General features: G+C 60.1%; 21 protein-coding genes and 1 riboswitch. Of the genes, 16 read left to right on the forward strand and 5 right to left on the reverse strand.

Going from position 1 to position 24,968, the window contains the following annotated elements:
- Positions 1-2: 2 nt before the first annotated feature.
- The 7 genes from AC1DA5_RS06425 to AC1DA5_RS06455 all read left to right on the forward strand — a co-directional run bounded on the left by AC1DA5_RS06425 (position 3) and on the right by AC1DA5_RS06455 (position 7,636).
- Positions 3-1,922 carry a PH domain-containing protein gene (locus AC1DA5_RS06425; RefSeq protein WP_070727645.1) on the forward strand — a complete coding sequence of 640 codons (1,920 nt, stop codon included), beginning with the start codon at positions 3-5 and terminating at the stop codon, positions 1,920-1,922.
- Positions 1,923-1,933: 11 nt separating this feature from the next.
- The gene (locus AC1DA5_RS06430) at positions 1,934-2,923 is read left to right on the forward strand and encodes a Rossmann-like and DUF2520 domain-containing protein (protein WP_227469375.1); all 990 of its coding nucleotides are present in this window, start codon (positions 1,934-1,936) and stop codon (positions 2,921-2,923) included.
- Positions 2,924-3,068: 145 nt separating this feature from the next.
- Positions 3,069-3,983, forward strand: coding sequence for a pantoate--beta-alanine ligase (gene panC, locus AC1DA5_RS06435; protein WP_070727636.1), 915 nt, complete (start codon positions 3,069-3,071; stop codon positions 3,981-3,983).
- The gene (panD, locus tag AC1DA5_RS06440; RefSeq protein ID WP_480289580.1) at positions 3,976-4,500 is read left to right on the forward strand and encodes an aspartate 1-decarboxylase; all 525 of its coding nucleotides are present in this window, start codon (positions 3,976-3,978) and stop codon (positions 4,498-4,500) included. Before panC ends, panD begins: the two co-directional genes overlap by 8 nt.
- 10 nt (positions 4,501-4,510) lie before the next feature.
- Positions 4,511-6,118 (forward strand): lysine--tRNA ligase, encoded by a 1,608-nt coding sequence (lysS, locus tag AC1DA5_RS06445; RefSeq protein WP_480289581.1) that lies wholly within the window; start codon positions 4,511-4,513, stop codon positions 6,116-6,118.
- A gap of 53 nt (positions 6,119-6,171) precedes the next feature.
- Positions 6,172-6,390: a hypothetical protein gene (locus AC1DA5_RS06450; protein WP_480289582.1), complete on the forward strand. Its 219-nt coding sequence runs from the start codon at positions 6,172-6,174 to the stop codon at positions 6,388-6,390.
- A 229-nt stretch (positions 6,391-6,619) separates the two neighbouring features.
- Positions 6,620-7,636, forward strand: a complete 1,017-nt coding sequence (locus tag AC1DA5_RS06455; RefSeq protein WP_070727919.1) for an ADP-ribosylglycohydrolase family protein — start codon at positions 6,620-6,622, stop codon at positions 7,634-7,636.
- 8 nt (positions 7,637-7,644) lie between these two features.
- Here the strand turns inward: AC1DA5_RS06455 and AC1DA5_RS06460 are convergent, their stop codons facing one another.
- The gene (locus tag AC1DA5_RS06460; protein ID WP_070727916.1) at positions 7,645-8,571 is read right to left on the reverse strand and encodes a sugar-binding transcriptional regulator; all 927 of its coding nucleotides are present in this window, start codon (positions 8,569-8,571) and stop codon (positions 7,645-7,647) included.
- 233 nt (positions 8,572-8,804) lie between these two features.
- On the opposite strand from AC1DA5_RS06460, the gene AC1DA5_RS06465 reads away from it, so the two are divergent.
- A complete protein-coding gene (locus AC1DA5_RS06465; RefSeq protein WP_058237254.1) occupies positions 8,805-10,553 on the forward strand; it encodes a glycerol-3-phosphate dehydrogenase/oxidase in 1,749 nt (582 codons plus the stop codon).
- A gap of 691 nt (positions 10,554-11,244) precedes the next feature.
- Here AC1DA5_RS06465 and AC1DA5_RS06470 read toward each other — a convergent pair.
- Positions 11,245-11,808, reverse strand: coding sequence for an NYN domain-containing protein (locus AC1DA5_RS06470; RefSeq protein ID WP_070727632.1), 564 nt, complete (start codon positions 11,806-11,808; stop codon positions 11,245-11,247).
- Between the two features lie 138 nt (positions 11,809-11,946).
- Complete coding sequence (locus AC1DA5_RS06475; protein WP_070727629.1) at positions 11,947-12,663, reverse strand: PspA/IM30 family protein; 717 nt, start codon at positions 12,661-12,663, stop codon at positions 11,947-11,949.
- A gap of 139 nt (positions 12,664-12,802) precedes the next feature.
- Here AC1DA5_RS06475 and AC1DA5_RS06480 point away from each other — a divergent pair, with 139 nt between their 5' ends.
- Complete coding sequence (locus AC1DA5_RS06480) at positions 12,803-13,915, forward strand: alpha/beta fold hydrolase (protein WP_480289585.1); 1,113 nt, start codon at positions 12,803-12,805, stop codon at positions 13,913-13,915.
- Between the two features lie 97 nt (positions 13,916-14,012).
- On the opposite strand, the gene AC1DA5_RS06485 is transcribed toward AC1DA5_RS06480, so the two are convergent.
- Positions 14,013-16,091 (reverse strand): hypothetical protein, encoded by a 2,079-nt coding sequence (locus AC1DA5_RS06485; RefSeq protein ID WP_480289586.1) that lies wholly within the window; start codon positions 16,089-16,091, stop codon positions 14,013-14,015.
- 271 nt (positions 16,092-16,362) lie between these two features.
- Between AC1DA5_RS06485 and AC1DA5_RS06490 the strand changes: the two genes are divergently transcribed.
- The 4 genes from AC1DA5_RS06490 (at position 16,363) to AC1DA5_RS06505 (ending at position 20,491) form a co-directional block, all read left to right on the forward strand.
- A complete protein-coding gene (locus tag AC1DA5_RS06490) occupies positions 16,363-16,740 on the forward strand; it encodes a cold-shock protein (RefSeq protein WP_058237249.1) in 378 nt (125 codons plus the stop codon).
- Positions 16,733-17,545, forward strand: coding sequence for a DUF3027 domain-containing protein (locus tag AC1DA5_RS06495; RefSeq protein ID WP_092648824.1), 813 nt, complete (start codon positions 16,733-16,735; stop codon positions 17,543-17,545). Before AC1DA5_RS06490 ends, AC1DA5_RS06495 begins: the two co-directional genes overlap by 8 nt.
- A 225-nt stretch (positions 17,546-17,770) precedes the next feature.
- On the forward strand, positions 17,771-19,144 hold the full coding sequence (locus tag AC1DA5_RS06500) for an NCS2 family permease (RefSeq protein WP_257590441.1): 1,374 nt from the start codon (positions 17,771-17,773) through the stop codon (positions 19,142-19,144).
- 30 nt (positions 19,145-19,174) lie between these two features.
- Positions 19,175-20,491 carry an MFS transporter gene (locus tag AC1DA5_RS06505; RefSeq protein WP_058237247.1) on the forward strand — a complete coding sequence of 439 codons (1,317 nt, stop codon included), beginning with the start codon at positions 19,175-19,177 and terminating at the stop codon, positions 20,489-20,491.
- Positions 20,492-20,507: 16 nt separating this feature from the next.
- Here the strand turns inward: AC1DA5_RS06505 and serC are convergent, their stop codons facing one another.
- On the reverse strand, positions 20,508-21,665 hold the full coding sequence (serC, locus tag AC1DA5_RS06510; protein WP_480289589.1) for a phosphoserine transaminase: 1,158 nt from the start codon (positions 21,663-21,665) through the stop codon (positions 20,508-20,510).
- 262 nt (positions 21,666-21,927) lie between these two features.
- On the opposite strand from serC, the gene AC1DA5_RS06515 reads away from it, so the two are divergent.
- The 3 genes from AC1DA5_RS06515 (at position 21,928) to AC1DA5_RS06525 (ending at position 24,782) form a co-directional block, all read left to right on the forward strand.
- Positions 21,928-22,617, forward strand: a complete 690-nt coding sequence (locus AC1DA5_RS06515; RefSeq protein WP_058237879.1) for a metal-dependent transcriptional regulator — start codon at positions 21,928-21,930, stop codon at positions 22,615-22,617.
- A 96-nt stretch (positions 22,618-22,713) separates the two neighbouring features.
- Positions 22,714-22,885: riboswitch (cyclic di-AMP (ydaO/yuaA leader) on the forward strand.
- A 110-nt stretch (positions 22,886-22,995) separates the two neighbouring features.
- Positions 22,996-23,664 carry a C40 family peptidase gene (locus AC1DA5_RS06520; RefSeq protein WP_480289591.1) on the forward strand — a complete coding sequence of 223 codons (669 nt, stop codon included), beginning with the start codon at positions 22,996-22,998 and terminating at the stop codon, positions 23,662-23,664.
- Between the two features lie 188 nt (positions 23,665-23,852).
- Positions 23,853-24,782, forward strand: a complete 930-nt coding sequence (locus AC1DA5_RS06525; RefSeq protein WP_058237245.1) for a universal stress protein — start codon at positions 23,853-23,855, stop codon at positions 24,780-24,782.
- Positions 24,783-24,968 lie beyond the last annotated feature (186 nt).

Consider the following 24,968-nt stretch of genomic DNA (forward strand, 5'->3'; position numbering starts at 1 on the left):
ATATGAGCAACGAGACCGCAGACCCATCGGGCGCACCTGCGCCCACAGAACCAGCAGAGCCGACAACGCGAACGACGCCCGCACAGTCATGCTCGCCTTCGCAGTCACCTTCGTCCGCTGCATCGACTCCGCATACGAGGGCGACTCTGCCCGCTTCACGCACGCCGTCACAGTCCGAGCGAAAGAAGTGCACGGCGAGCGCCCTCGACAATGCGCTGCCGGAGGAAGGCTGGCGTAAAGTCCACCGCATTTCACCGGTCCTCAACACGTGGCAGTTCTTTGCTGCCCTGGTGGCATTCCTGGCCTACCAAGGCACCGGTGTGATCTCTGAGCTGCTTGACTCGGACGTCATCTCCCACACGCCGGGACTCCATATCGTGGGCTACATTCTGGGAGCAATCGCGCTCTTTTCGGTGCTGGTGGGCGTGTACTCCTATTGTGCGTGGAAGCGCACAGCCTACGCTCTCACCGATGAAGCCGTCTGGTACCGGTCGGGCATCATCTTCCGAGTACAACGCCACGCCCGACTGGAAAAAATCCAGGCGGTTGACATCGTCCAGCCTCTGCTTGGCAGGATTTTCGGTCTGGGCAAAGTCACCATCGAAGTGGCAGGCGGGTCACATTCGAACCTGGAGTTCGGTTACCTGAAAACTGAAACACTCCACAATCTGCGCGCCGAAATCCTCGCACTGGCTGCGGGTGTCACATCCGGATCAGCATCCGCTGCACTGGCGCGTCAGGCACGTGAAGCTGCCGCGGAAGCTCCCGACGTTGACCTCGGTGAACAGGTCGCCGCAAGTGACAGTATCGGCACTGGTGCTCCTGCTCCGGAGGCACAGGAAAATGAAGTCTTCCGTGTGCCATCTGGCCGTCTCATTGCCTCATTGTTCATGTCGGTTGGCCTGATCATCTCCTTCCTGGTGTTCCTGGCCGCCATGATCGGCATGATCGCCTTGATACTGACGGAGGGGCTGGCAGGCGTGTCAGGTTTCATCCCGATCATCGTCGGTATTTTGCCCATCGGCAGTGTTGTGTGGAGCCGTTTTGCCGGCGCGTTTGACTTCCGCGCAGGCATCTCAGCTTCGGGCATCCGTATTCGCAAGGGCCTGACTTCGACGCGTTCCCAAACCATTCCGCCGCGACGCGTCCACTCCGTGCGTATCACGCAACCCTTCCTGTGGCGCACCAAAGACTGGTACCGCGTCACCGTCTCGATGGCCGGCTACGCAGGCAATTCTTCCAACGGATCGGAAATGGCTGACGCCTCCTACGTGCTGCTCCCGGTCGGCACGCGCGAAGAAGCTGAACTGGCTGTGTGGATGGTGATCCAGGACCTGGGTGTGGATGACCCCCTCGCCCTGATCCACGACGGCCTGCATGGGGATAACCGCAGTTCCAGCCGCTACTTTGTGCCCAACCCGGAGCGCTCAAAAGTCATGGATCCGATTGTCTGGCGCAGGCGCGGCTCGGCTTTGACCGAACGGGTGATGGCGGTGCGCGATGGGCGGGTCACTCACACCTTGACGATCATGCCCTATGAGCGTTTCCAGTCTGTGAGCATCTACCAGGGGCCGTGGTTGCGCAGACGCAAGCTCGCTGTGGTCAATCCGAAACTGGTCAACGGTCAGGCACCGATTGCTGCTCACCATCTTGACCTGGAATTCGCCACCACGATGGTTGCAACCCTGATGGAACGAGGGCGACTTCGCCGTGACCATGAGCCGCCTGAACGCTGGATGCGTCGCGTGGCCCAGTCAGTGTCCGATCCGAAGGTTGCCGAGCAGATTGAACACAGTGCCAATGCTTACGAGGATTCACCTGAGGATGTTTCGCCCGCAGCTGGAGCTGACACTGACGCCCCGCCCGCAGCTAGTGCACCTGCTGCCGGCGCCTTGCCCGCAGCGGGCTCTGACGAGCGGTAGGGTAAACACTTGTGAATCCCCTGCACGACGCGCATGCTTGCCCGAGACGCAGCGCGCATGAGCATGCGGGCGAACCGTCGCGTCGTCCGCGCCCTGACCAGCTCCATATCGGAATCATTGGGATGGGGCATGTCGGTCCTCCCCTGGGATCCGCGCTGCGTGCAGCCGGTCACGATATCGTCGCGGTGAATGCGTCGTCACCCCAGGCGCGCGAACGTGCAGAGGTCATGCTGCCGGGAGTGCCGATCATGGATATTCCTGACGTCATCTCCGCCGCCGACCTGGTCCTCATCGCCATCCCTGACGATGCGATCGAATCATTGGTGAGCGGACTGGCAGATCTGGGAGCGTTCCGTCCTGGCCAGATCGTCGCGCACACGTGCGGAACGCACGGCGTCGCCATCTTGAACAAAGCCCAACAGGCAGGCGCACTGCCGATCGCACTGCATCCGGCAATGACGTTCACCGGCACGTCCATCGATGTGTCCCGCCTGGTGGGCACACCATTCGCCGTGACCGCGCCTGCTGCGCTGGTGCCGATTGCGCAGGCACTGGTGGTGGAGTTGGGTGGAGAACCCGTGATCGTACAGGAAAACGACCGCACCTTATATCACGCGGCACTTGCGCATGGTGCCAACCACCTCGTCACACTGATCGTGCACGCTCGACGCATGCTGGAAGCTGCCGGAGTCGAACAGTCCGGCACGTACCTGCGACCCCTGGTCGAAGCTGCGCTGGATCGCGCGCTGACCGAAGGAGAACAGGGGTTGACCGGCCCGATCGTGCGCGCCGATTCAGGAACTGTCGGCGCACACATCACCGCACTCCACAAAGCTGCGCGCCTGGCCGCCGAGGACAACGAGCAGGCAGGCGCGCGGCTGACCGATTCTGCCGACAACTACGCAGATATGGCGCAGGCAACGATCACGATGTTCACGCGCAGTGGCCGCCTGTCCCAACGCGCAGCCGACGAGCTGCGCACCGCCCTGATGGAGTCATAACCGCTTCGCCCCAGCACCTTCAATGTCGCGTGCGATCAGCGGCGCGTGCGCCAGCCTCGTCAATCGTGACCAGTTGCGCACCAATTGTGGTGGGAAGCAGGCTCAAACGGGGGAACAATAGAAGGGTCTGAAGGAGGCTGAAACGATGACCCCGATCGTTGCACATACTCGCGCCGAACTACATGATGCGCTGGCACACATGACGGGCACGCGCGCACTGGTCATGACGATGGGCGCCCTGCACGAAGGACACCTGTCGCTCGTTCGGCGCGGCAAGGAACTGGCAGATCACGTGATCGTGTCGATTTTTGTTAATCCGACGCAGTTTGCACCCGGTGAAGACTTTGACGCCTACCCGCACACATTTGACGCCGACCTCGCCAAGCTCAGTGACCTTGATGTGGACGTGGTGTACGCCCCGACGCCCGATGACGTGTATCCGCACGAACCCGCCGTGACCATTGATCCGGGGCCAATCGCGCGCGTTCTGGAAGGCAAGACCCGGCCCACGCACCTGGCTGGCGTGGCGCTTGTCGTCACCAAGGTCATCCAGCGCGTCCGCCCCGATGTTGCGCTGTTTGGCCAAAAGGACGCGCAACAGCTCGCGATGGTACGCAACCTGATGGACGAACTCGACGTGCCGGTGCGCATCGAAGGCGTGCCGATTGCGCGCGATACAGACGGCCTGGCACTGTCCAGCCGCAACCAGTACCTCTCGGATGAGGAACGTGAACGCGCGTTGACATTGTCGCGCGCCCTGCGCACCGCTCATCAACGTGCCAACGAGGGTGACTCGCCCAGCGCAGTCGTGGAAGCTGCAGCGCAGGTGCTCGACGAAGCCGAAGGCGTGGAGCGTGACTATGTGGCGCTGACAGACGAAGCGACATTTCAGATCGTGGCGCTCGCAGACTCTGACCAGTCAGGAGTAACGGTGCCCACCACCGATCAGTGGCCCGACCGCGCATATGTGCTGCTGGCAGCGCGCGTGGGGTCGACCCGCCTGATCGACAATACGATCATTGACCGCCCAAAGGGCGCTTCGGGGGATGCCAATGACTGACCAGAGCGCACCAGCGATGGGCCCGCGCGCGGCCAGCTCGCCTGCGGAAGTGTACCGCCCGATGATATGCGGCAAGATTCATCGTGCGCGCGTCACCGATGCCGACCTGCACTATGTCGGGTCGGTGACGATTGATGCGGATCTGCTGGAAGCAGCCGACATCCGTGAAGGTCAGCAGGTGGACATTGTCGATATCAATAACGGTGAGCGGCTGACGACGTACACCATCGCCGGACCGGTCGGTTCGGGCGTGGTGCAGCTTAACGGTGCCGCAGCCCGAAAAATCGGCGTGGGGGACCTGGTCATTATCATGGCGTACGTGTCCGTTCCAGAATCACGACTGGAATCCTGGCAGCCTCATGTGGTCTTTGTTGACCGCGACAATCACATCGTGGATTGCGGCTCTCATCCTGGTCGCGTGCCCGAAGACTCCGAACGCGCCCGCGAGCTGGACCTGCACAGTTCAGGTATGAGCGAAGACAGTGGAGGCCTCCCTCGTTTTTCGAAGAAAGACTGAAACAGATACCATGGCACACGTGAGTGAAGAACTAACGCCCCAGAAACCGGCCGGACACGACGATTCGAACGCTCCTCGAAAGGAAGCGGGACAGGGCCGTGACGACGCGCCTGAACAGATGCGGATCCGTGCAGGTAAACGTCAAACCATGCTGGACGAGGGGAAGCAGCCCTACCCGGTTGAACTGCCGATCACGTCGACCATCGCTCAGGTGCGTGAGGCGTATGGGCATCTGGAAGCCGGTGAAGAGACCGACGATGTGGTGGGAATTGCCGGCCGTGTGATGCTGATGCGCAACGGCGGAAAACTTTGCTTCGCCACCTTGCAGGACGGCGCAGGTGTGCGCATCCAGGTGATGCTGTCCGCCGCCTCCGTCGGACCGGACTCGCTCGCAACCTACAAGTCCGAGGTTGACCTGGGAGACCACCTGTTCGTCCACGGGCGAGTGATTTCATCCAGGCGCGGAGAACTGTCGATTATGGCGGAGCCGGGGGAGGACGAGGATGCCCCCGCATGGAAGATCGCATCCAAGGCACTGCGTCCACTTCCCAAGACCTACACCGCTGAAGACGGCACGGAAATGGCGTTGTCGGAGGACATGCGCGTGCGCCGCCGCTACCTCGACATGATCGTGCGCCCCGCAGCTCGCGAGATGGTGCGCATGCGAGCCAACGTTGTGCGTTCACTGCGCGACTACTTCCATGACGCAGGGTTCATCGAAATTGAGACGCCGATGCTGCAGGTCCTGCACGGCGGTGCGGCAGCACGCCCGTTCTCAACACACATGAATGCCTACGACACGGAGTTGTACCTGCGTATCGCCCCTGAGCTGTATCTCAAGCGCGCAGTTGTCGGTGGTGTTGACAAGGTCTTCGAGATCAACCGTAACTTCCGCAATGAAGGCGCTGACTCGTCGCACTCACCTGAATTCACAATGCTGGAAGCGTACGAAGCGTACGGAACCTACGACACGATGGCCACGCGTACCCGTGATTTCATTCAGAAAGCCGCGCGCGACGCACTGGGAACCGAAGTCGTCACCCTGCCCGACGGTTCGACCTACGACCTGTCGGGATCGTGGGAGTCGATCAGCCTGTATGACTCGATTTCAGACGCGGTCGGAACCGCGATCAGCCCGCAGACTTCGCGCGAGGATTTGGTGCGCATCGCAACAGATCTGGGCGAAGAGATCCCCGACCACTACGTCAATGGCAAGATTGCGGAAGTCATTTTTGAAAAGACCGTGGGGGACAGTCTGTGGGCCCCGACCTTCGTGCGCGACTTCCCGGAAGATTCCTCACCGCTGGTACGAGGACACCGCTCAAAGCCCGGCGTGGTGGAAAAGTGGGATCTGTATGTGCGAGGGTTTGAACTGGCCACAGCCTATTCGGAACTGGTCGACCCCGTGATCCAACGCCAGCGCTTCGAAGCCCAGGCACTCGCCGCTGCTGAAGGCGACCCGGAAGCTATGGTGCTGGACGAGGACTTCCTGATGGCGATGGAATACGGCATGCCTCCGTCGGGCGGCATGGGAATGGGGCTGGATCGCCTGCTCATGGCTCTGACGGGGCAGGGAATCAGAGAAACCATCACGTTCCCGCTGGTCAAGAAGATCTGATTCACTGCACGCCGTCTGCGCCACCACACTGCATCGATGAGAAGGACACGACCATGATGAATCGGAGCCGGGCGAGCCAGAAGCGACTGCTCATTGTTGGATCGATGATGGCAGCGCTGCTCACAGCCGGATGCCACGGTACAGACCAATCGACTACGCAGGCGCAGACAGTGGAGCTCAAATACGGGTACTGCTTGCTAGTGGCATTTACCTGCTCGACGTACTTGCTTACCGGCGACTTTTGCCCGCCGACCGTGCCCGTTTTGCAGTGACCTTCGCCTGTCGGACGCATCTGCCTGGCAGGACACATATATGCCGGCCGTATCTGCTCACGAGCCCTACGCTCCGAAACTTCTCAGCCAACATGCAGGTTCTGTGTTTACATTAAACGAAAGGCACCTGCTGGCTCCCATGCGCTTTCATGTGGCAGCGCCCAAAGATGCCCTCGTACATTAATAAAACGACGCAGAACCACTAAGGCAGTAATTCGTGACGAACTTCGTGAAGCAAACGCAAGCGCTCAAAGCGGATCGGGCGATCGGCGCTCTGACTGGACTTGCTCTCGGTGATGCGCTCGGCATGCCCACGCAATCGATGAGCCATGAGGAGATTCATCAGGCGTACATCCGTGTGGACGGCCTCGTCGATGCGAGCCCGACGCAGCCCATCGCGCCCTCCATGAAAGCTGGCCATGTCACCGACGACACCGAACAGGCCCTCCTGGTTGCCTCCCTGTTGATCGACGGTGACGGGCACATTGATTCGCTTGAACTGGCGCACCGCCTGCTCGCGTGGGAAGACACGATGAGAGCGCGAGGATCCCTCGACCTGCTCGGCCCCTCCACCAAGAGTGCACTCGAAGAAATCCGTGCCGGCGCCGAATACGGCACCACTGGAACGGAAGGCACGACCAACGGCGCCGCGATGCGGGTGACGCCGGTGGGCATAGCCATCGACATGCGCGAGGCCGAAGCGTTCACGCGCGTAGTGCGCGAATCATGCATGGTGACGCACAATACGACGCAGGGTTTTGAAAGTGCTGCGCTCGTCGCCGGAGTCGTCAGCCTGGGGATCAACGGGTTGGATACCCTGTCAGCACTTGAACTTGCGCTGACCGAAATCGACCGACTGGGTTCGCCCGGACACTGGAGTCCGCGAGCCAGCGTCGTTGCACGCACGCAGTACGCCCACAATCATGCCCGCAAGAGGAACGAGGAAGACTTCGCAACCTGGCTGCGCGAAATGGTGGGAACATCCGTCGAATCCAATGAAGCTGTTCCGGCCGCATTCGCGTTAACGCGCCGCTACGCGCAGCAGCCCTATCAGGCTCTGCTCCAGGCCGCCAATATTGGAGGCGACACGGACACAATCGGCGCGATTACCGGCGCAATGCTGGGTGCGACATGCGGTGTCAGTGTCTTCCCGAACACCGTCATCGAGCAGGTGATGAGCGTGTCAGGCATTGACGTGGCAACCCCCGCGCTCGAATTGCTTGACGTGCGTGAGCGGGCCCGTTAGCGAGACAATCACTGACCGTGCTCGCGGTTCATCCGGTTGAGCAGTGCGCGTGCCGCTTCGGAGTCGACCACCAGGTGCGTCATCACCCCTGCACGCAACGCTCCCAGCAAGGGAATCGCTTTCGAGACGCCGGAGACGACGCACAGCCGCACGGGGATGCGCCGCAATACGTCGGGCATGGGACCGGATGCTCGATGGTTGAGCTCCATATTCGTTGAGCCGTCTTCGCGGATCAGTACTGTACAGACGTCGCCCACTACTCCGTCGGCGCGTGCTGCGTGCAGTTCGGTGGCGTCAAGATATCCGCCCGAATACACGTGCGAGGGGAGCGCTGCGTCGAGCGAACCCACACCGAACAGTGCCACGGTTGACGACTCGATCGTCGTCAGGACCTGGCGAATTGAGCGTTCGCGCCACAGTGCCTCTTTAGTGTCGGCATAGTCGAAGAACGCGGGGACGGGGAAGTAGACCGTCTGGCCACCAAACGCTTCAGCAGCGCGCGACATGATTGAACCCGCGTACGGGACACCTGACTGTGCCGCATTGCCGGCCCCGTTGAGCTGGACGACCGTGACGTTGGGCAGGGGAGTCCTGGTCAAGTGGCGCGTGACTTCTGCTGTTGTATTGCCCCAGGCGATTCCAAGCGTGGCGCCAGGTTGCATCAAGTTGGCGAGCTGCGCCGCGGCCACCTGCGCCACCGATTCAAGCGTGGCGACAGGGGTGTCTACTGATGAAACAGGGACGACGACTGCGTTGACGTGGAACGCCTGCGCAATTTCGCGTTCCAGGTCGGTGCGCGCACCGGCCAGGTCCTGCACCTGGATGCGCACCAGTCCCACCTCTTTGGCGTAGGACAGCAGGCGTGAAACCGACGAGCGCGACATGTTCAATTGGGAGGCTATCGCCTCCATCTTTTCTTCGCGGATGTAGTACAGAACGGCCGCTTGCAGTGCCAGCTCATCACGTTTGCTCACGACTCCCAGTCTCTCATGCACAAATGCCCAACACCTTTGGGTAGACGTGCATTTCTGAGATAATGAAGGCAACAACTCGTCAAGCACGATCGAGAAGCGCGTCTAAGAGCGTGATCGATTAGCGCGAGCAGGCAGCGCGACTCAATGTCGCGATAAAGAAGTACGGTCCAACAACACGATCGATGGAGACGCAGATGAGTATCCCAGTTCTATCACCCACAGCCCGACACGATGCCCTGCAGGAGATGGCGTCAGGCCCCGAGCTGGATGTACTCGTCATCGGTGGCGGAGTGACAGGAGCGGGTATCGCCGTTGACGCCGCCACGCGTGGCCTGCGGGTGGGAATCGTGGAAGCGCAGGACTGGGCCTCGGGTACCTCGTCGCGCTCCTCGAAACTGGTGCACGGCGGGTTGCGCTACCTGTACCAACTCGACTTCAAACTCGTGAACGAATCCTTGCGGGAACGCGGTCTGCTGCTGACGCAGAACGCTCCTCACCTGGTGAAGGCGCAGCCGTTCTTGTGGCCGTTGAAGATTCCGGTCATTGAGCGCACGTATTCGGCTATCGGTGTCGGGATGTATGACGTACTGGCCCAGTTTGCGCACCGCGGGTCTGTTCCGATCCAGAAGCATTACTCGAAGAAAGGGTCCCTGAAGCTGGCGCCCGCCATCAAACCCGATGCGTTAACAGGATCGATCGTCTACTACGACGCGCGTGTAGATGATGCGCGCCTGGTGGTGACGCTTGTGCGCACGGCGGTGCGTTACGGTGCGCTGGCTGCCAACCGGGTTCAGGTTCAGGAACTTGATCAGGATTCCTCTGGCCGGGTTCGAGGGGCGCATGTGGTGGACCTCGAAACTGGCGAAGACTTGCATATCAAAGCTCGTAGCGTCATCAATGCGACGGGTGTGTGGACTGAGAAAACGCAGTCGCTGGCGCACACCGGCGGGGGACTGAAAGTTCTGGCATCGAAAGGTATTCACATCGTGGTGCCCAAAGATGCGATCAAGTCGAAAGTCGGTATCTTCCTGCGTACCGAGAAATCCGTGCTTTTCATTATTCCGTGGAAGCGGTACTGGATCATCGGCACGACAGACACCGCCTACCATGAGGATCGCCTCGAACCTGTTGCCGACAGGGAGGATATCGACTACCTGCTTGAACATGCCAACTCGGTGCTGGCGACCCCGCTGACGCGTGACGACATTATCGGCACGTATGCCGGTCTGCGTCCGCTGCTTCAACCCGGAACCCTCGACAATGACGAAACCAAGTCCACGAAAGTGTCGCGTGAACATACGGTGACGGAAGCCGCTCCTGGGCTGACGGTGATCGCGGGAGGCAAGCTGACGTCGTATCGCCAGATGGCGCAGGACGCAGTGGACTTTGCGCTCGGCTCTGGGGCGAAGAACAAGCCGTGCGTCACAGAAAAGACACCGCTCGAGGGAGCGAACGGCTACTTCGCGATGTGGGAATCCCGCAAGAAATTGGCGCAGGAGTCTGGTCTAAGCGTCGACCACGTCGAAGATCTCCTGGATCGGTACGGGGCCGATATCGAGTTGGTGCTGTCAATGATTAAGGAGGATCCTTCTCTCGGAGACGAGTTGCCCGGCGCGCCCGAATATCTCAGGGCGGAAATTGCATTCGGCATTGCGTACGAGGGAGCCCTGCACATCGAGGACCTGCTGACACGTCGTACCCGCATCCACTATGAGCACAAGGATCGCGGAGTGGAATCCCTGGATGCGGTGGCTCAGATCGCGGCTGCAATGCTGGATTGGGATGAAGAAACGACCGCGCGTGAGAAGGCGTCGTATCAGGCGCGATGCGATGCTGAGCGTGAAGCCGAAGGCATCTGGGATGAGAAGCAAGCGCAGGCCGTCCGCGAGCAGGTAGAACCGATCCGGCCCTTCAAGGACGTTGCTCCTGACGTCCAGGGCTGAATCAGCACTCAGCTTTGTCCCCGGTCAACGCCGCGTCGCCCCGCTTGGCTAACGGTGCGTTGCGCGGAGGCTCGGGGATGATGCACCCTCACGCTTTACCCCGGATAGCGTGGCCTCGTAAGACCTTGACCGGTTGTCGCCACGAGTCGGCACTATCTTGACGGGTGCTCGTTGGGCCTGTCGTGGGTGCTCCGTTGATCAGGCCATGTACCGCTCGCTGCACAATGCGCTAGATCTTAACCTCTTTCGTGCACGAACCCCTAGATCCTGAATGCTCTCCTGCACGAACCCCTAGATCTTAGGGGGATTTGTGCACAACCCCCTAGATCAACAGAGGACGGGACATCCCTCGAAAATTGGAATGTCTTGTGACCTGCGTTTTGAGGAACGCGGCACAATGACGGGGCGTTAGATCTAGGGGATCGTGCAAAAAACAGGGAGAATCTAGGGGTATGTGCATGTGCGAGGGGTAGATCTAGGGGATCGTGTATGTGCGAAAGACAGATCTAGGGCATGGTGCACGAGGCTCGCGGTGAGCAGACAGTGGGCACTGCGAGCTATCTGATCTGGGACTCCTCACGCGGGTTTGGTCACTGAGAAAGCCGAGCCTGTAGCACAACCACGCCAGCATGCCATCGCGGCACGAGTGCATCGGAAAGGTGCTGCTTCCGAAAAGCGTTGAGGGAGGGGCTTACAGGAATGCGAAGGGGTCGAAAGCGTCCAGATCGATGATCTGAAGCCGAGGAAGCACCACCTGGAAAGCGTCGAGGTCATGCTCGAGGTCGAGCACCTCAAGTCCCTCGTCAACAAGCTCCTGGAGCTGGGCGGAAAGGAACTCCTTGAAGCATACGATCGCGACCTTGCGCCCCATTGACAGGAGCTCGCGGACCTGCGGGACAAAGTCTCCGTCATGGCTCGCCAGGATCACTGAGGCGCCATCGAGTTCTGCGATGGCTGACAGGGTTTTTTGAATGCCGACGTCGACAACCTTGACGGTGGGGGACTCGCACGCCAGAGGGATTGGTGTGTAATTCATGGCGGTCAGAGCCTGTATGAAACCCATCGGGAGGTGCCCATTGGAACCGTTGAGGAAGAACAATCCTTTCGTTGGCTGGCTCCATGTGTGGGTCGCTGCATCGAGAACGCGGTCCCAGCGGGGACGTTCCTCCGGATTAGGGCGGCGTTCCAGAACTGACATACCTAATGTTGCATCTATGTTTTCGCCATCGACGACTAAATATGTTATTTCATCCATGGATTACAGATTAGTCCCAGGCGTTTCAGAAAGGAAACGTGTTTTCATACTCAGTCTTTTAAAAGTTCAACATATAAAACGTCCCATCACAATAGAGGTGATGGGACGTTTGAAGAATCTCGGCGTGTACGCGGCGAACTACTCGTGCTTCTTCAATGCAGCCAGACGCTGCTCGATCTCAATCTGCGACGAATCGGTTTCCAGCTCTGCGAACTGGTCCTCAATGCTGGAGGACGCGACTTCCATCTTGCCCTGAGCGAGCGCCTCGGCGCGGCGGACGCGATCCTCGTAGCGTGACAATTCAGACGTCGGATCCAGCACGTTGATCGTGCCAAGCGCATCGTTGACCTTCGTCTGTGCTTCGGCGGTGCGCTGACGAGCAACCAGAGAATCGCGCTTCGACTTCAGCTCAGACAGCTTGTCCTTCATGACAGCCAGGCCGTCCTTGAGCTTGTTGACAACCTCGGTCTGCGAGGCGATCATCGGCTCAGCCTGCTTGGCTTCGTTCTCGAACTGGATCTGCTTGCCGATTGCGACTCGCGCGAGCTTATCCCAGCGGTCGGCTTCCTCCTGGTTGCCAGCTTCGCGTTCCTGATCAGCCTTGTTCGAGGCAGCAGCCGCCTTCTGACCCCAGTCAGCAGCAAGCTTGGTGTCCTGCTCATGGTCGCGTTCGGCCAGGCGCAGGTTTCCAACTGTTTGTGCGACAGCATTTTCAGCTTCCGCAATCGAGTTGGTGTAATCGCGAATCAGCTGATCAAGCATCTTTTGTGGGTCTTCGGCACGATCCAGCAAAGCGTTAATGTTGGCTTTCGCCAGCTGTGCCATTCGTCCTAGAATTGTCTGCTTCTCTGCCATCGGGGCTCCTCCCGTATCTCATGACGTGATTCGTCTCACGCTTCGATTCAATACTATAGATCTGTGGCATCCGCTGCCTGGTGACGACGACAACTCAGCTACTTTTCGGCTCTCAGCGATGCCATGGAAGGGGCAAGAAATGCTGAACAGGCACACACGTGACTCTGACCAGGGCTCACCCACACCGAAGAACGATGCTCTCGACCGGGGTGCACCTGACCAGGGTGCGCCCGCACCTGCGAACGGCGCTCCCAGCTGGGGCGCACCCTCACCCACGGTTGGTGCACCTGAGCACTCAGATGAAGACAGCCAGCCGCTCGCGCGCATTGAAACCGGCAATCCCTCGGCCCCCACCACGATCTACCTGCTCCACGGCATCACGAGCTGCGCCGGTGCGATGGCCGACCTTCAGCTTCGCTTGGCGCATCCTTCGCGTCGCATTATCGCCTTGGATGCCAGGGGACACGGTTTATCGCCTCGCTGGAGTGACGATCAACTTGCGCGAGCAGGCGACCAGCTGATCGACGATGTTGTGAACGCGATCGAACGGGACCGGGCGTGCAGACGATCTCCCTCGCACCAGATCTTTCACCAAGCAGCGTCCCCCTCGGGCACAAATCGTGGGCCGCGAACAATCCTGATCGGGCATTCGATGGGAGCAGCGACGGCGGCGGCAGTCGCGCTGCGCAGGCCGGACCTCGTGGACGCAGTCGTGGCTGAAGACCCCGCACGTTTTGGGTCGCGCTCGCTGGAAGAACTTCATGAACGAGGGAAACTGCGCGCAGCTAAGATTCAAGAAACTGCGAATGACCTGGTCGGTGCACTGACGCGTGAGCTGGCGGCAGGGGCCGCGCCGAGCAGTGAGATTTTACCGGGTCTGTGGGCGAGCCAGCAGTGTGACCCGCGGCTTCTTCAGACGGGAGTCGTCGCGCCCGAAATCAAATGGGAAGAAGTCATGGCAGGACTGAAGGTGCCGATCCTGGTTGTCACTGGCGATGTTGTGGGTGAATCGCGGGTCGGGCTCGAGGGGATGGAGATCCTGCGCCAAATCGGCAACAGGTGTGTGGAATGCGTGATCGTGCACGGCGGAGTGCACAATGTGCGGCGCTCGCGGCCGCAGGGTTACTTTGATGCGGTCCTCCCGTTTATCGCGCGCATAGAGGCCAGTGGTAAGGGGGGGGAGGAAATCACTGGTCGACGCGAGTGGGCGGTGACGTGGCTGAAGGCCCGGCTGGCTCGAGCGAGTAAGTGAATCGCGCGCCAAGAAGGCTCCCTGCCAGCGAGCCGGTGTCGTCAGTGAACCGGAGGGGCCAGCGGCTGAAATCGCCGCCAAAGGCGCTGCCAAGACGTCAGCGGCTAAAGCCGCCGCCAAAGCTCCCGCCAAAACCGCCGCGGCTGAAGCCGCCGCCGAATCCTCCGCCGAATCCTCCGCCGAGGCCGCTAGAGCCACGACGCGTGAAACTGCCACCGACAGAGCCACCCACACCGCCGCGACGCGTAAACTTTCCGCCACCGTAGTGTGAACCGGAACCGCCCCAGTAGCCTCCGCCGCGGTTAGAACCTAGGGTGGAGCCGAACAGGGTCCACAAGAAGGGATTGCTCAGCAACGAATCGGAATCGAAGAGATTATCCTGATTGCCACGCTTACTCGCCTCGATGGCCTGATGCGCCGCCTGATAGGCAGTCTTGGACGCTTCCTCGGATTGAGCGGGGTCGGAGTCAACCAGCTCTTCAGCGCGCCGCAAGGCTTCTTCGGCACGGGCGAGAGCTGAGCGAGCATCCTCAGGCGAATAAGCGCCCGAGGAGCGCACAAATTGACGCGCACGCTCAACCCAAAGTCGTGCACTGGACAGCTGCTTGTGGGCACGCTCAATTGCGCGCTCGCTCTGCTCAGCCTGGGAGCGCAATGGATCCAACGCGGCGTCGAGTGCACTTTCTGCCAGATGCAGCGACTCCAGGGCTTCCAGCGGATCCGCCTGCTTCTTCAGCGCCAGCCTGCCCTTATCCACCGCCTCATGCGCATCGGCAAGCATCGGCGCAAAGGCCTCCTGGTCGGCACCCAACTTCGTCACGTCCGCAAGATCCGAGCTGATCGAGGCAATCGCGCGCGACAGATTGTCCGCAGCATGCGCCACATTTTCCTGCGCCTTCAAAATCGCGTCGACCTGCACCTGCGCAAGACCCAGCGCGCGCTCGGCAATATCGAGAAGCTGGTTGGCGCGCCCGCGGTCCGTATTCAACAGTCCGTGAGCCTCATCGGCAGAAGTGCGAGCCGATTCGATCAAGGTGCGCGCCTGCTCAGGGTTGTCGAGCAGCGAGGCGATCATCGTGTGCGAATATGCTGCCGTCAGGGTGCGCAATTCGCCCTCGGCAACGCGAATATTGCCTTCGATCTGGTTGATGCGTTCGCGAACAGCGCGTTCACGCTCATCAGCGCTGGCCTCTTTCTCACGCATCACAGCGAACTCGTCGTGCTGTTGAGCGAGCGGCCCCATCGCTTCTTCGAGCGCCTGGAGTATAGTCAGTGCGGCTTGCCGTTTCGTGCCCTCGTCATTTGATTCGAGCAGTTTCTGCTGATTCGCGAATTGAGCGTCTACAGTCTTGCGCGCGCGGCGGATCGCCTCGTCGTAGTCCTGAGTGCGGTTGCGACCAAACTGCGCGCGAGAATACGACAGCTCATCGGTGGCACTGCGAACAGTTTCGTCAGCGGCGAGCAGGCGTTGACCCGCCAGCGATACCAGCTCCTCGGTGCTCATATCCGCATACTGGCCACGCGTACCCTGCTGCCCCTGCTGCGGCCTGTTGCGGCGCCTGAGCCAATACAGGGCAATGAACAGCACGGGAAAGCCCGCGATCACCACCGCGATCGCCCAGAACGAGGTGCCCGACCCGGACTGCGACGGCGAGCCTGACGAGGAATCTGACGGTGACGGTGCACCCGACCTGGTCAAGGCATCAGCAACCGCGGTACTTGCGGCGACGAACTCATCGCTCGTAATGGCCCCACTGCCCTGATTGATGACGTCAGTTGCCGCGTCGAATGCTGCAGACAGGTTTGAGTTGGCTTCGGAATGCCCGCACATGCCCTGAAGCTGGTCATCCAAGGCCAGCACGTACAGGCTCGCTTTGTCCTGCCCGGTCGCGTCGATGAAATTGTCGAGGGCGTCCTCACACCAGTCTTCAGGAGAAAGTGAATCAAATGAGGAGATAGCGGCAAAAAGTACCGGGTGGCCGTCGCTCTGCGCCGCAGATGCACGTTCTTGCAGGGTGGAGTGCTGATCTGGCGAGAGCATCGAAGACGGATCCACCACCCACGATCCTGACTCAAAATCCAGCTCATCGGGAGATACTGCCCACGAAGGTGAGGCAATCACGCAAGCGGCAATCAACCCGATCGCCAGCATCCATGCTCGTTTCAACGTCTTCATCGCTGCTCCTCACGGGTTGCCGCTTCATCAGAATGTCGGCATAATTCTTTCTCTTGATAGCCTACTGTTTTCGACGTTTCTTCGATAGATTTATGAGGGTGTCCGTCGGTCGCCTCGCTGCGCGGCTGGCGAAAAACAGCCTGGAGAATCGCCCGGGACAGCTTCCCGGCTTATCATAGACAGGACACATGCGCGCCACCGCGGCGCGCACACCGACCCCGAAGGGCGGCACAGCTGCCCTGAGGGACTCTACTTTAAAAGGAGCGCGATCGTGCCGACCGGCAAAGTGAAGTTCTTCGATGCTGACCGTGGCTTCGGCTTCATTGGTGGAGACGATGGAGTTGAGGTTTTCCTCCATGCCTCTGCACTGCCACCCGAGACACCTACGCTCAAATCAGGAACCCGCGTTGAGTACTCGGTTGCTGACGGACGTAAAGGGCCTCAGGCTCTTTCCGTGCGCGTCATTAAGGAAGCTCACTCCATCGCAAAAGCGCACCGTCGCCGTCCCCAAGCCATGGTTCCCGTTGTTGAGGACCTCATCAAACTGCTCGATGACGCGTCGAACTCACTTCGACGTGGCCACTACCCAGAAAATGCGCGACAGGTAGCCAAAATGCTGCAAGCTGTCGCAGAGGATTTCGATGCCTGAAAAGACAACGCGACCCAGGAGTCGCAAGAAAGACGTCGTGCTGGAAGGCGCGGTTGAGATTGCGCGCCAAGCCGCTGAAGACGTCGCACGCCCCGGCACAGTTGGTGAACACGTCGGCATCCGCGTCGACGGTGACCGCTTGCTCACCCATCTGTTCGACAACCTCGATCCTGGTTATCGCGGGTGGACATGGGCAGTGACAGTTGCCCGCGTTCCGCGTGGACGCAAAGCAACGATCTGCGAAGTCGACCTTATCCCCGGTGACGATTCGCTGCTTGCACCGCCGTGGGTGCCGTGGGCTGAGCGTCTGACTCCCGACGACCTTTCACGCTCAGATGTCCTGCCGTATCGCGCAGATGATGAGCGCCTCGATCAGTCCTACGAGGACGCCGGGGAGAATCCAGACCTGCCGACGACGCGTGAACTTGGCCTGGGCCGTGCGCGCGTCCTTTCAACCGAGGGCCGTCGCAGTGCCAGTGAACGCTGGTACCACTCTCAGCAGGGTCCGGCACGAGGCCGCCTGGCGAAAAATCCGTGTTCGACCTGTGGATTCCTGGTGAAGCTGCCAGGGGAGTTCCGCACAGTATTTGGTGTGTGTGCCAATGAGTGGGCTCAGGACGATGGAAAGGTTGTCAGCCTCGACCATGCGTGTGGTGCACACTCGGAAACCGATACACCGAATCGGAAAACTCAGTGGCCTGTGCGCCCATCTCACGTCAACGATTTTGGAGTGGAAACGGTCGAGCTGGGGCAGGCGAACCAGGCAGGTCTCCCTCGTCAATTTGTGCCCGTGACGAGGCCTTAAGGTGCCTGACGAGGTGGCGCGGCGTTATATCGGTCTCTTTCAGCACTACCCAGCTTGAAAAAGTCATGTCGAGCGGGGCACCATTTTCAGGTGAGCTCCAAAAATTCCAAGCAGCGCAACAATGCGCGCAATCACAGTGTAAAGAATCAGAAAAACGCCGCAGCTCAGTCACAGCGTTCTGCAAGCAGCGGTGTTGCACAAAACGGTCTCGATCGTTTCTTCCACATCACTGAACGTGGTTCCACGGTGGGCCGGGAAATCCGCGGCGGCTTCGTCACCTTCTTCTCGATGGCCTACATCCTGGTGATTAACCCGATCATCTTGTCGTCAGCTCTTCCTGAGAACATCTCGACCCAGGCAGTCGCCGCCGGCACCGCGCTTGTCGCAGGCATCATGACCGTCCTGATGGGTGTCGTCGCCAACTACCCGTTGGGCCTGGCAGCAGGCATGGGGTTGAACGCTATGGTGGCATTCACCCTGGTCGGCGCATCAGGTCTGACCTTCCAGGAAGCAATGGGCCTGATCGTGTGGGAAGGTATCCTCATCACGATCCTGGTGCTGACAGGCTTCAGGGAAGCGGTCTTCAAGGCGGTTCCGCGCCAGTTGAAGACCGCTATTTCTGTGGGCATCGGTCTGTTCATCGCTTTTGTCGGTCTGCTGAACGCCGGCATCATCCGTCCGGGCGGAACACCCGTCCAGCTCGGTGTTGACGGCTCCCTCGACGGGTGGCCCGCAGTGATCTTCGTCTTTGGCCTGTTCCTGACGATCATCCTGTACGTGCGCAAGGTGCGTGGCGCCATCCTGATCGGCATCCTCTCATCGACCGTTCTGGCCATCATCATCCAGGCGTTCGTGAAGATCGGGCAGAAGTCCGACGAAAACCCGACCGGCTGGGGACAGTCAGTTCCTGAAATCGATGGCGCACCGGTGGCTTTTCCTCAGTTCTCCTCCCTCTTCCAGGTCGACATGTTCGGCGCATTCGGCAAGCTGGGACCCCTCGCAGTGATTCTGCTGGTCTTCTCGCTGATGCTGGCTGACTTCTTCGACACGATGGGAACGATGGTGGCCGTGGGCGCCGAGGGTGACCTGCTGGACGAAAAGGGCAACCCGCCGCGATCCAAGCAGATTCTGCTCATCGACTCTGTTTCGGCAATGGCTGGCGGTATGGGTGGCGTCTCCTCGAACACGTCCTTCATCGAATCAGCGGCCGGCGTGGGCGAAGGCGCACGAACTGGTCTAGCATCGGTAGTGACGGGATGTCTGTTCCTTGTCTCGACCTTCCTTGCACCGATCGTCAACCTGGTGCCGACCGAGGCTGCCTCAACGGCTCTGGTCTTCGTCGGGTTCCTCATGATGGTGCAGGTCACCGACATGGAGTGGCACAAGCCCGAAATAGCGATTCCGGCATTCTTGACGATTGCCTTCATGCCGTTCGCCTACTCGATTTCGGTAGGTATCGGCGTTGGATTCATCGCTTACACAGCCATTCAAATAGCGATCGGCAAAGCACGCAGGATTCACCCGCTCATGTGGGTCGTGTCGATTCTGTTCGTGGCCTACTTCGCGTTGGGCCCGATTCAGCGCGCACTGCTTGGCTGAACGCTCAACCTTTAAGGAGTAGTTCGTCAGGTGTCCCGGACCTTCCACTCGCTGCGCTATACCAACTTCCGCTACTGGTTCATCGGCAACATCATTGCCTCGACCGGTACGTGGATGCAGCGTGTGGCTCAGGACTGGCTGGTTCTCACCGTCCTGACGGATAACGAAGGGTTCCAGGTCGGCGTGGTGACAGCACTGCAGTTCATACCACTGCTGGTGCTGTCACCATGGGCCGGTGTCCTGGCAGACCGCCTCAACCGCAGACACCTCATTCAGGCCATGCAGGTCTTGACTGCGGCTCTCGGGCTGATCCTGGGTGCCCTCGTGCTGACGGGCACCGCCCAACTGTGGCACGTCTACGTGCTGGCCCTGATCGGTGGAATCGGATCGACCCTCGATTCACCTGCCCGCCAGGCATTCGTGTCCGAACTTGTTCCCGCTGAATCACTGCCGAACGCAGTGGGACTGAATTCAACTGCTTTCAACTCGGCCCGCCTCATTGGACCGGCACTATCTGGCCTGGTCATTGATTGGGTGGGTCCGGGCTGGGTCTTCATCATCAACGGTGCGTTGTTTGCGGCGCCTGTGATTGCGCTGGCACTGATGCGCACAGATGAGTTGAACGCTCAGCGTCACGTCAAGCGCGAGAAGGGTCAGATCCGCGAAGGTCTCGCCTACGTGCGCTCGCGCCCAGACATCATCCTGATCCTCATCGTCGTGTCCGTGGTGTCAGCCCTTGGCATGAACTTCCAGATGACTTCCGCCATGATGGCCACAGAGGTCTACCACCGTCAGGCCGGCGACTACGGAATTCTTGGTTCCTTCATGGCGATCGGAGCGCTGACCGGCGCCCTTATCGCAGCACGTCGACGCGTACCGCGCCTTCGCCTGATTGTTTTGGCTGCAGCAGCATTCGGACTGGTTGAAATCATTCTGGGACTTGCACCCAACTACTGGTCGTTCGCTCTCATTTCGATTCCGACTGGCCTGGCGATGCTCACCATGATTACCGCGGCCAATGCCGCCATCCAGATCTCCACTGCTGAGGAGATGCGCGGACGGGTCATGGCACTGTACTCGATGATCTTCATGGGATCCACTCCGCTGGGAGCCCCGCTGATCGGCTGGATAGGGCAGCAGTTCGGTGCCCGCTGGTCAATCCTGATCGGAGGAATCTTCTCCCTCCTGATCGCTATTGCAGCCGGCGTGTGGGCGATTATCCACTGGGAAATCCGCGTCCGACTGCACTGGTCATTCCACCCGCTCGAAGCGGTCGGCCCTGTTGAACGCGCCAGGGCCGCTCAGGATGCGGCCGAGGCCACCCGACGCGCATCCGAAGGTGGATAGCGACCTGGTTCAGGCGCTAGGCGAGGTTGTTGTCGATCACCCAGTCCACGCACTGTGTGAGTGCGCGAACGTCCCGGCTTTCCACCGAGGGGAATGTACCGATGCGCAGCTGATTGCGCCCGAGCTTACGGTACGGTTCGACATCGACAACCCCGTTGGCACGCAGAATCCGGCATACGCGCGCCGCATCGACGGTGTCGTCACAATCGACCGTGACAACAACGGGGGAGCGCCACTGAGCATTGGAGACGAACGGCGTCAGGTGCGAGTGCGCATCCGCCCACTGGTACAGCACGTCCGAAGATTCGAGGCAGCGAGCTTCCATCACCTGCAGGCCACCACCGGCCAGCATCCACTGAATCTGCTGATCCAGCATGATAAGCGTGGCGATGGCAGGAGTATTCAGCGTCTGATCCTTGCTCGAATTCCTGCATGCGATTGACAGATCCAGGATCTGCGGCATCCAGCGTGCATCATCGCCGTGCAACCTTTCGGCGCGCTCCTGAGCCGCAGGGGAGAGCAGCGCGACCCACAGGCCTCCGTCGGAGCCAAAACACTTCTGAGGGCTGAAATAGTAGACGTCCACATTGTTCAGATCGACGCGTACACCACCGGCGATCGACGTGGCGTCCACAACGGTCAGACAGTCATCAACGTTGACCCGATACAGCGGGCTGAGAGCACCAGTGGAAGTCTCGTGATGCGGGTATGCCGCAACGTCGATCGGTTCCCCTGAATCATGGCCGACGGCACCCTCGTCAATGAGTGTGGCCACCGTGCCAGGCTCACTTTTCACAATCAGGGGTGCGGCAAGGTGGGGCGCGCGGGCGGCCTCGTCAGCGAACTTCGAGCCGAACTCGCCGAAAACGGCGTGGGCGCTGCGCCTGCGAATCAGTGAGGTCGTAGCGACGGCCCAAAATGTTGTGGATCCACCATTGCCGAGGGTGACCTCCCACCCTTCGGGCAGGGAGAACAGATCGCGTAGCCCACTGCGGATCGATGCCACAATGGAGCGGACAGGCTGCTGACGGTGAGACGTTCCCATGACGAGTGGACGCATCAACGCGTCGAGCTGCTGGGTGCGAATCTTCGACGGGCCGCAGCCGAACCGGCCATCGTGAGGCAAGAGCGTGTCAGGAATGCGAGGGCACTGAGCGTCCAACTGATCTGTCATAGCCCCCAAGGTAGTCCCTTTTCAGGCTCGAGAGTGCCAGCCTTGGCGGGGTGGACACTCGTGCCGTCGAAGCATCTGCGCTGCATGCGCACCGCCGCGAATAAGGCAACGCCCGCCTTCCGAATACGAGCGTTTACAGCGGCCGGCAGGCACCTTGACTTTTCGGCGTTCTGCAGCTATCTGCGGCGTTTTTCACTGTTCGACACTAAAGTCATTAACGTTGTGGCTAATACCACGTCACGAAATGGGGATGGAGGACACAGTGGGAGAGCTCATCGACACGACGGAGATGTACCTCAAGGCCATCTTTGAATTGGAAGAAGATGGGGTCACACCTCTGCGTGCCCGGATCGTCGACCGGCTCGGTCACTCCGGCCCTACTGTTTCACAGACGGTGTCGCGCATGGAGCGCGATGGTTTGCTGCACGTGTTGGGGGATCGACGCCTTGAACTGACGCGAGACGGATGGTACCGGGCGCGGGAAGTGATGCGCAAGCACCGTCTCGCTGAGCGCCTCCTCCTCGACATCATCGGTCTGGGATGGGCGGACGTCCACGAGGAAGCATGCCGATGGGAACACGTGATGTCCGAACAGGTCGAAGCGCGCCTGGTCAAACTGTTAGGTGTCCCCCAGACGGATCCGTATGGCAACCCTCTTCCGGGTATTGAGATCGACCGTCCGGAAGTGTCCGTGGAGGTTGCGCTCAGAGAATCGGAACGTGTTGTAGCTCCCATTGCACGCATTGGTGAACCCATCCAGGCAGAGGTTGATGTGCTGGCACGCTTCGAAGAACTCGGCCTGTTTCCCACAGTCATGGCGGTTGCCGTGGCTGATGAGAAGACGGGAGATGTCCTGATTCGGGCGCTCAGCGACGAGGGCGAGGACGCTCATTTCCTTCGGCTGAATGTGGCTTTCGTCCCGCATCTGTTCTTTGCGATGGAACGCAAGTAGGGGTGCTCCAAAAGATTGCGTACATCACCGTTACCATTGCGTGACATTTGAGGGGTAGACGCGCTAATGTATCTCTTGGTTGCGACGCATCCACCCACACACCATCCGCTTAAGCCAAACAATGGTGAGCGTGGGAAGCACCTGTTTGGCGCGGGGGACCCAAAACCTGACGTGATCGCCTGGCGATCTTGGGGTGAAGTCCCAAAGTGGACCGGACACTCCAGTCCGAACCCGACAGCTGACCTCGTAAGCGAATAAGTGGAGATTTTAAAAGAAGTGAAACGAACGAAAACCGTTCTGCGGCATCGCAAGGCTTGCCGCCCTTTGACACCCTTGACACCGATTACTGATGCCGTATCGTCGGTTACCCTTCAGCCCGTGCGTGGGACAGCTTTTGTTTCCGTGACGGGTCTTGCTTTGACCGCTGCTGTTGTCGGCACCGCTCAGGCAACCCCGGAAGGTTCTGACGCGCCTTCCACTCACGTCAAAGGCATTACTGCTGGCACTGAAAAAGCAGCACCGACCCTGAGCGTTCCGAACATCGCTTGGAAAGCATCTGACCTGATCGGTGACGAAGCTGCAGTCACGGCAGCAGCCCCTGAAGAGGCAGCGCCAGCTACTGAAGAAGCTGACGGGATGGAGGCCGCCAACCGCGATGAGGCGCGCGCGGAACTTACCGACGGTGAGCAGGCTCCGATCGCAGTGAACGCTGCTTCTGGCGATATCGTTTCGATCGCCATGTCTCTGCTGGGTGTGCCCTACGTCTACGGTGGTTCCTCACCGGCTGGATTCGACTGCTCGGGCTTCACACAGTACGTCTACGGCCTGGCGGGCATTTCCATTCCCCGCACCTCCGGAGCGCAGGGAGCGGCCGGCGTGTCGGTTCCTGCATCGGAAGCTCAGCCTGGTGACCTCGTGTGGCACGCATACGGCCACGTCGGCATCTACGCCGGAAACGGAATGGTTATCGAAGCCACCACACCTGGATCCGTGACCAAGGTCCAGGGTCTGTGGGGAAGCTACGAGTTCATCCGCGTCGCTCACTGACCTCAGCAAGGCGGCAGGGCTCCTTGGATGCGGGCTCTGACCTGATTGTCACGCGTGGGTCTCACCGTAAGGTGAGGCCCACGTTTTCATGCGAGCAGGAATCGTTTTACGCCGTTTCGATCTCTATTCGCCCCACAAAGGCCAACTTCAAGGCACAATGGTGGTAACACTTCATGAAGGAGGACAATATGGGGTCCAAGGAAGTTATCCTCGTCGGAACGGATGGTTCCACTGAGTCTCTTGCTGCTGTGAAGTGGGCGAGTGACCGCGCGGTTCGAACGGGTGCGCGAGTCCATGTGATCTGTACCTATGCGCTTGCCTCGTATTCTGCGGCCGCCCTCGACGGCGGGTACGCCATGCTGGACGACGAAGCTCTCAAGCGTGGGGCGCAAACTGTCGTCGATGAAGCTGTCGAACATGCGAAGAAGCAGGGAGACATCCACGTTTCCAGTTCGATTGAGCCGGGGGATCCTGCAGGCGTCCTGGTTGACATGTCCAAAGAAGTGGACATGATCGTTGTCGGGTCGCGCGGCGGTGGCGGGTTTGCCGATCGGCTGCTGGGAACAGTTTCCAGCGCCTTGCCGGCTCACGCGAAGTGCCCTGTGGTTGTCGTGCCGCGCCATACCAGCGGCAAGTCGTTCACCCCTGTGGAGCGAATCGTGGTCGGCAGTGATGGCTCCGAGGTTGCCTCTGCCGCCTTGAAGCGCTCCATTGATGAAGCTGAAGTGTGGGATGCTGAACTGACGGCAATTTCGGCGGTACCGATCGCGCAGGGCAACTCGATGATGGCGTGGATGCCGACGTCAATTGACCGCGAAGCGCTGCTGGCCGACGTGCGTCAGGGACTGAACATGGCGATTGATTCTGCGCTGGCTGGCCGTGACATCCATGTGGCGCGTCACGCGTTGGACGGATCGCCCGCGTCGCTTCTCATCGAGTTCTCAACAGCCGTTGACTTAGTGGTTGTGGGAACACGTGGGCGCGGTGGGTTTGCAGGGGTCTTGCTGGGATCGACTTCTCAGACGGTTCTGGGCCATTCAACCTGCCCGGTCATGATCGTCCCCTCTGAACGCACAGATGACTCACCCGCGCCGCAAGGCACTTGGGAGCGCCGCTAGTCAGTTCGGAGCGGCGCACGGTACCTAGCGTGCCGCTGGTCAGTTCCGAGCGTCTCAATACAGATGGCGGTAGTGTGCTAGCCAGTGCTGAGCGCGGCAAGATAGCTGAGACGCCCTAAGTCGCATGCGGCCGCGATGTGGTGAACCAAAACGAGGGTGATACTCTATTCCTTGCGCCTTGGCGCA

Source organism: Pauljensenia sp. C0254C2 (assembly GCF_056583835.1).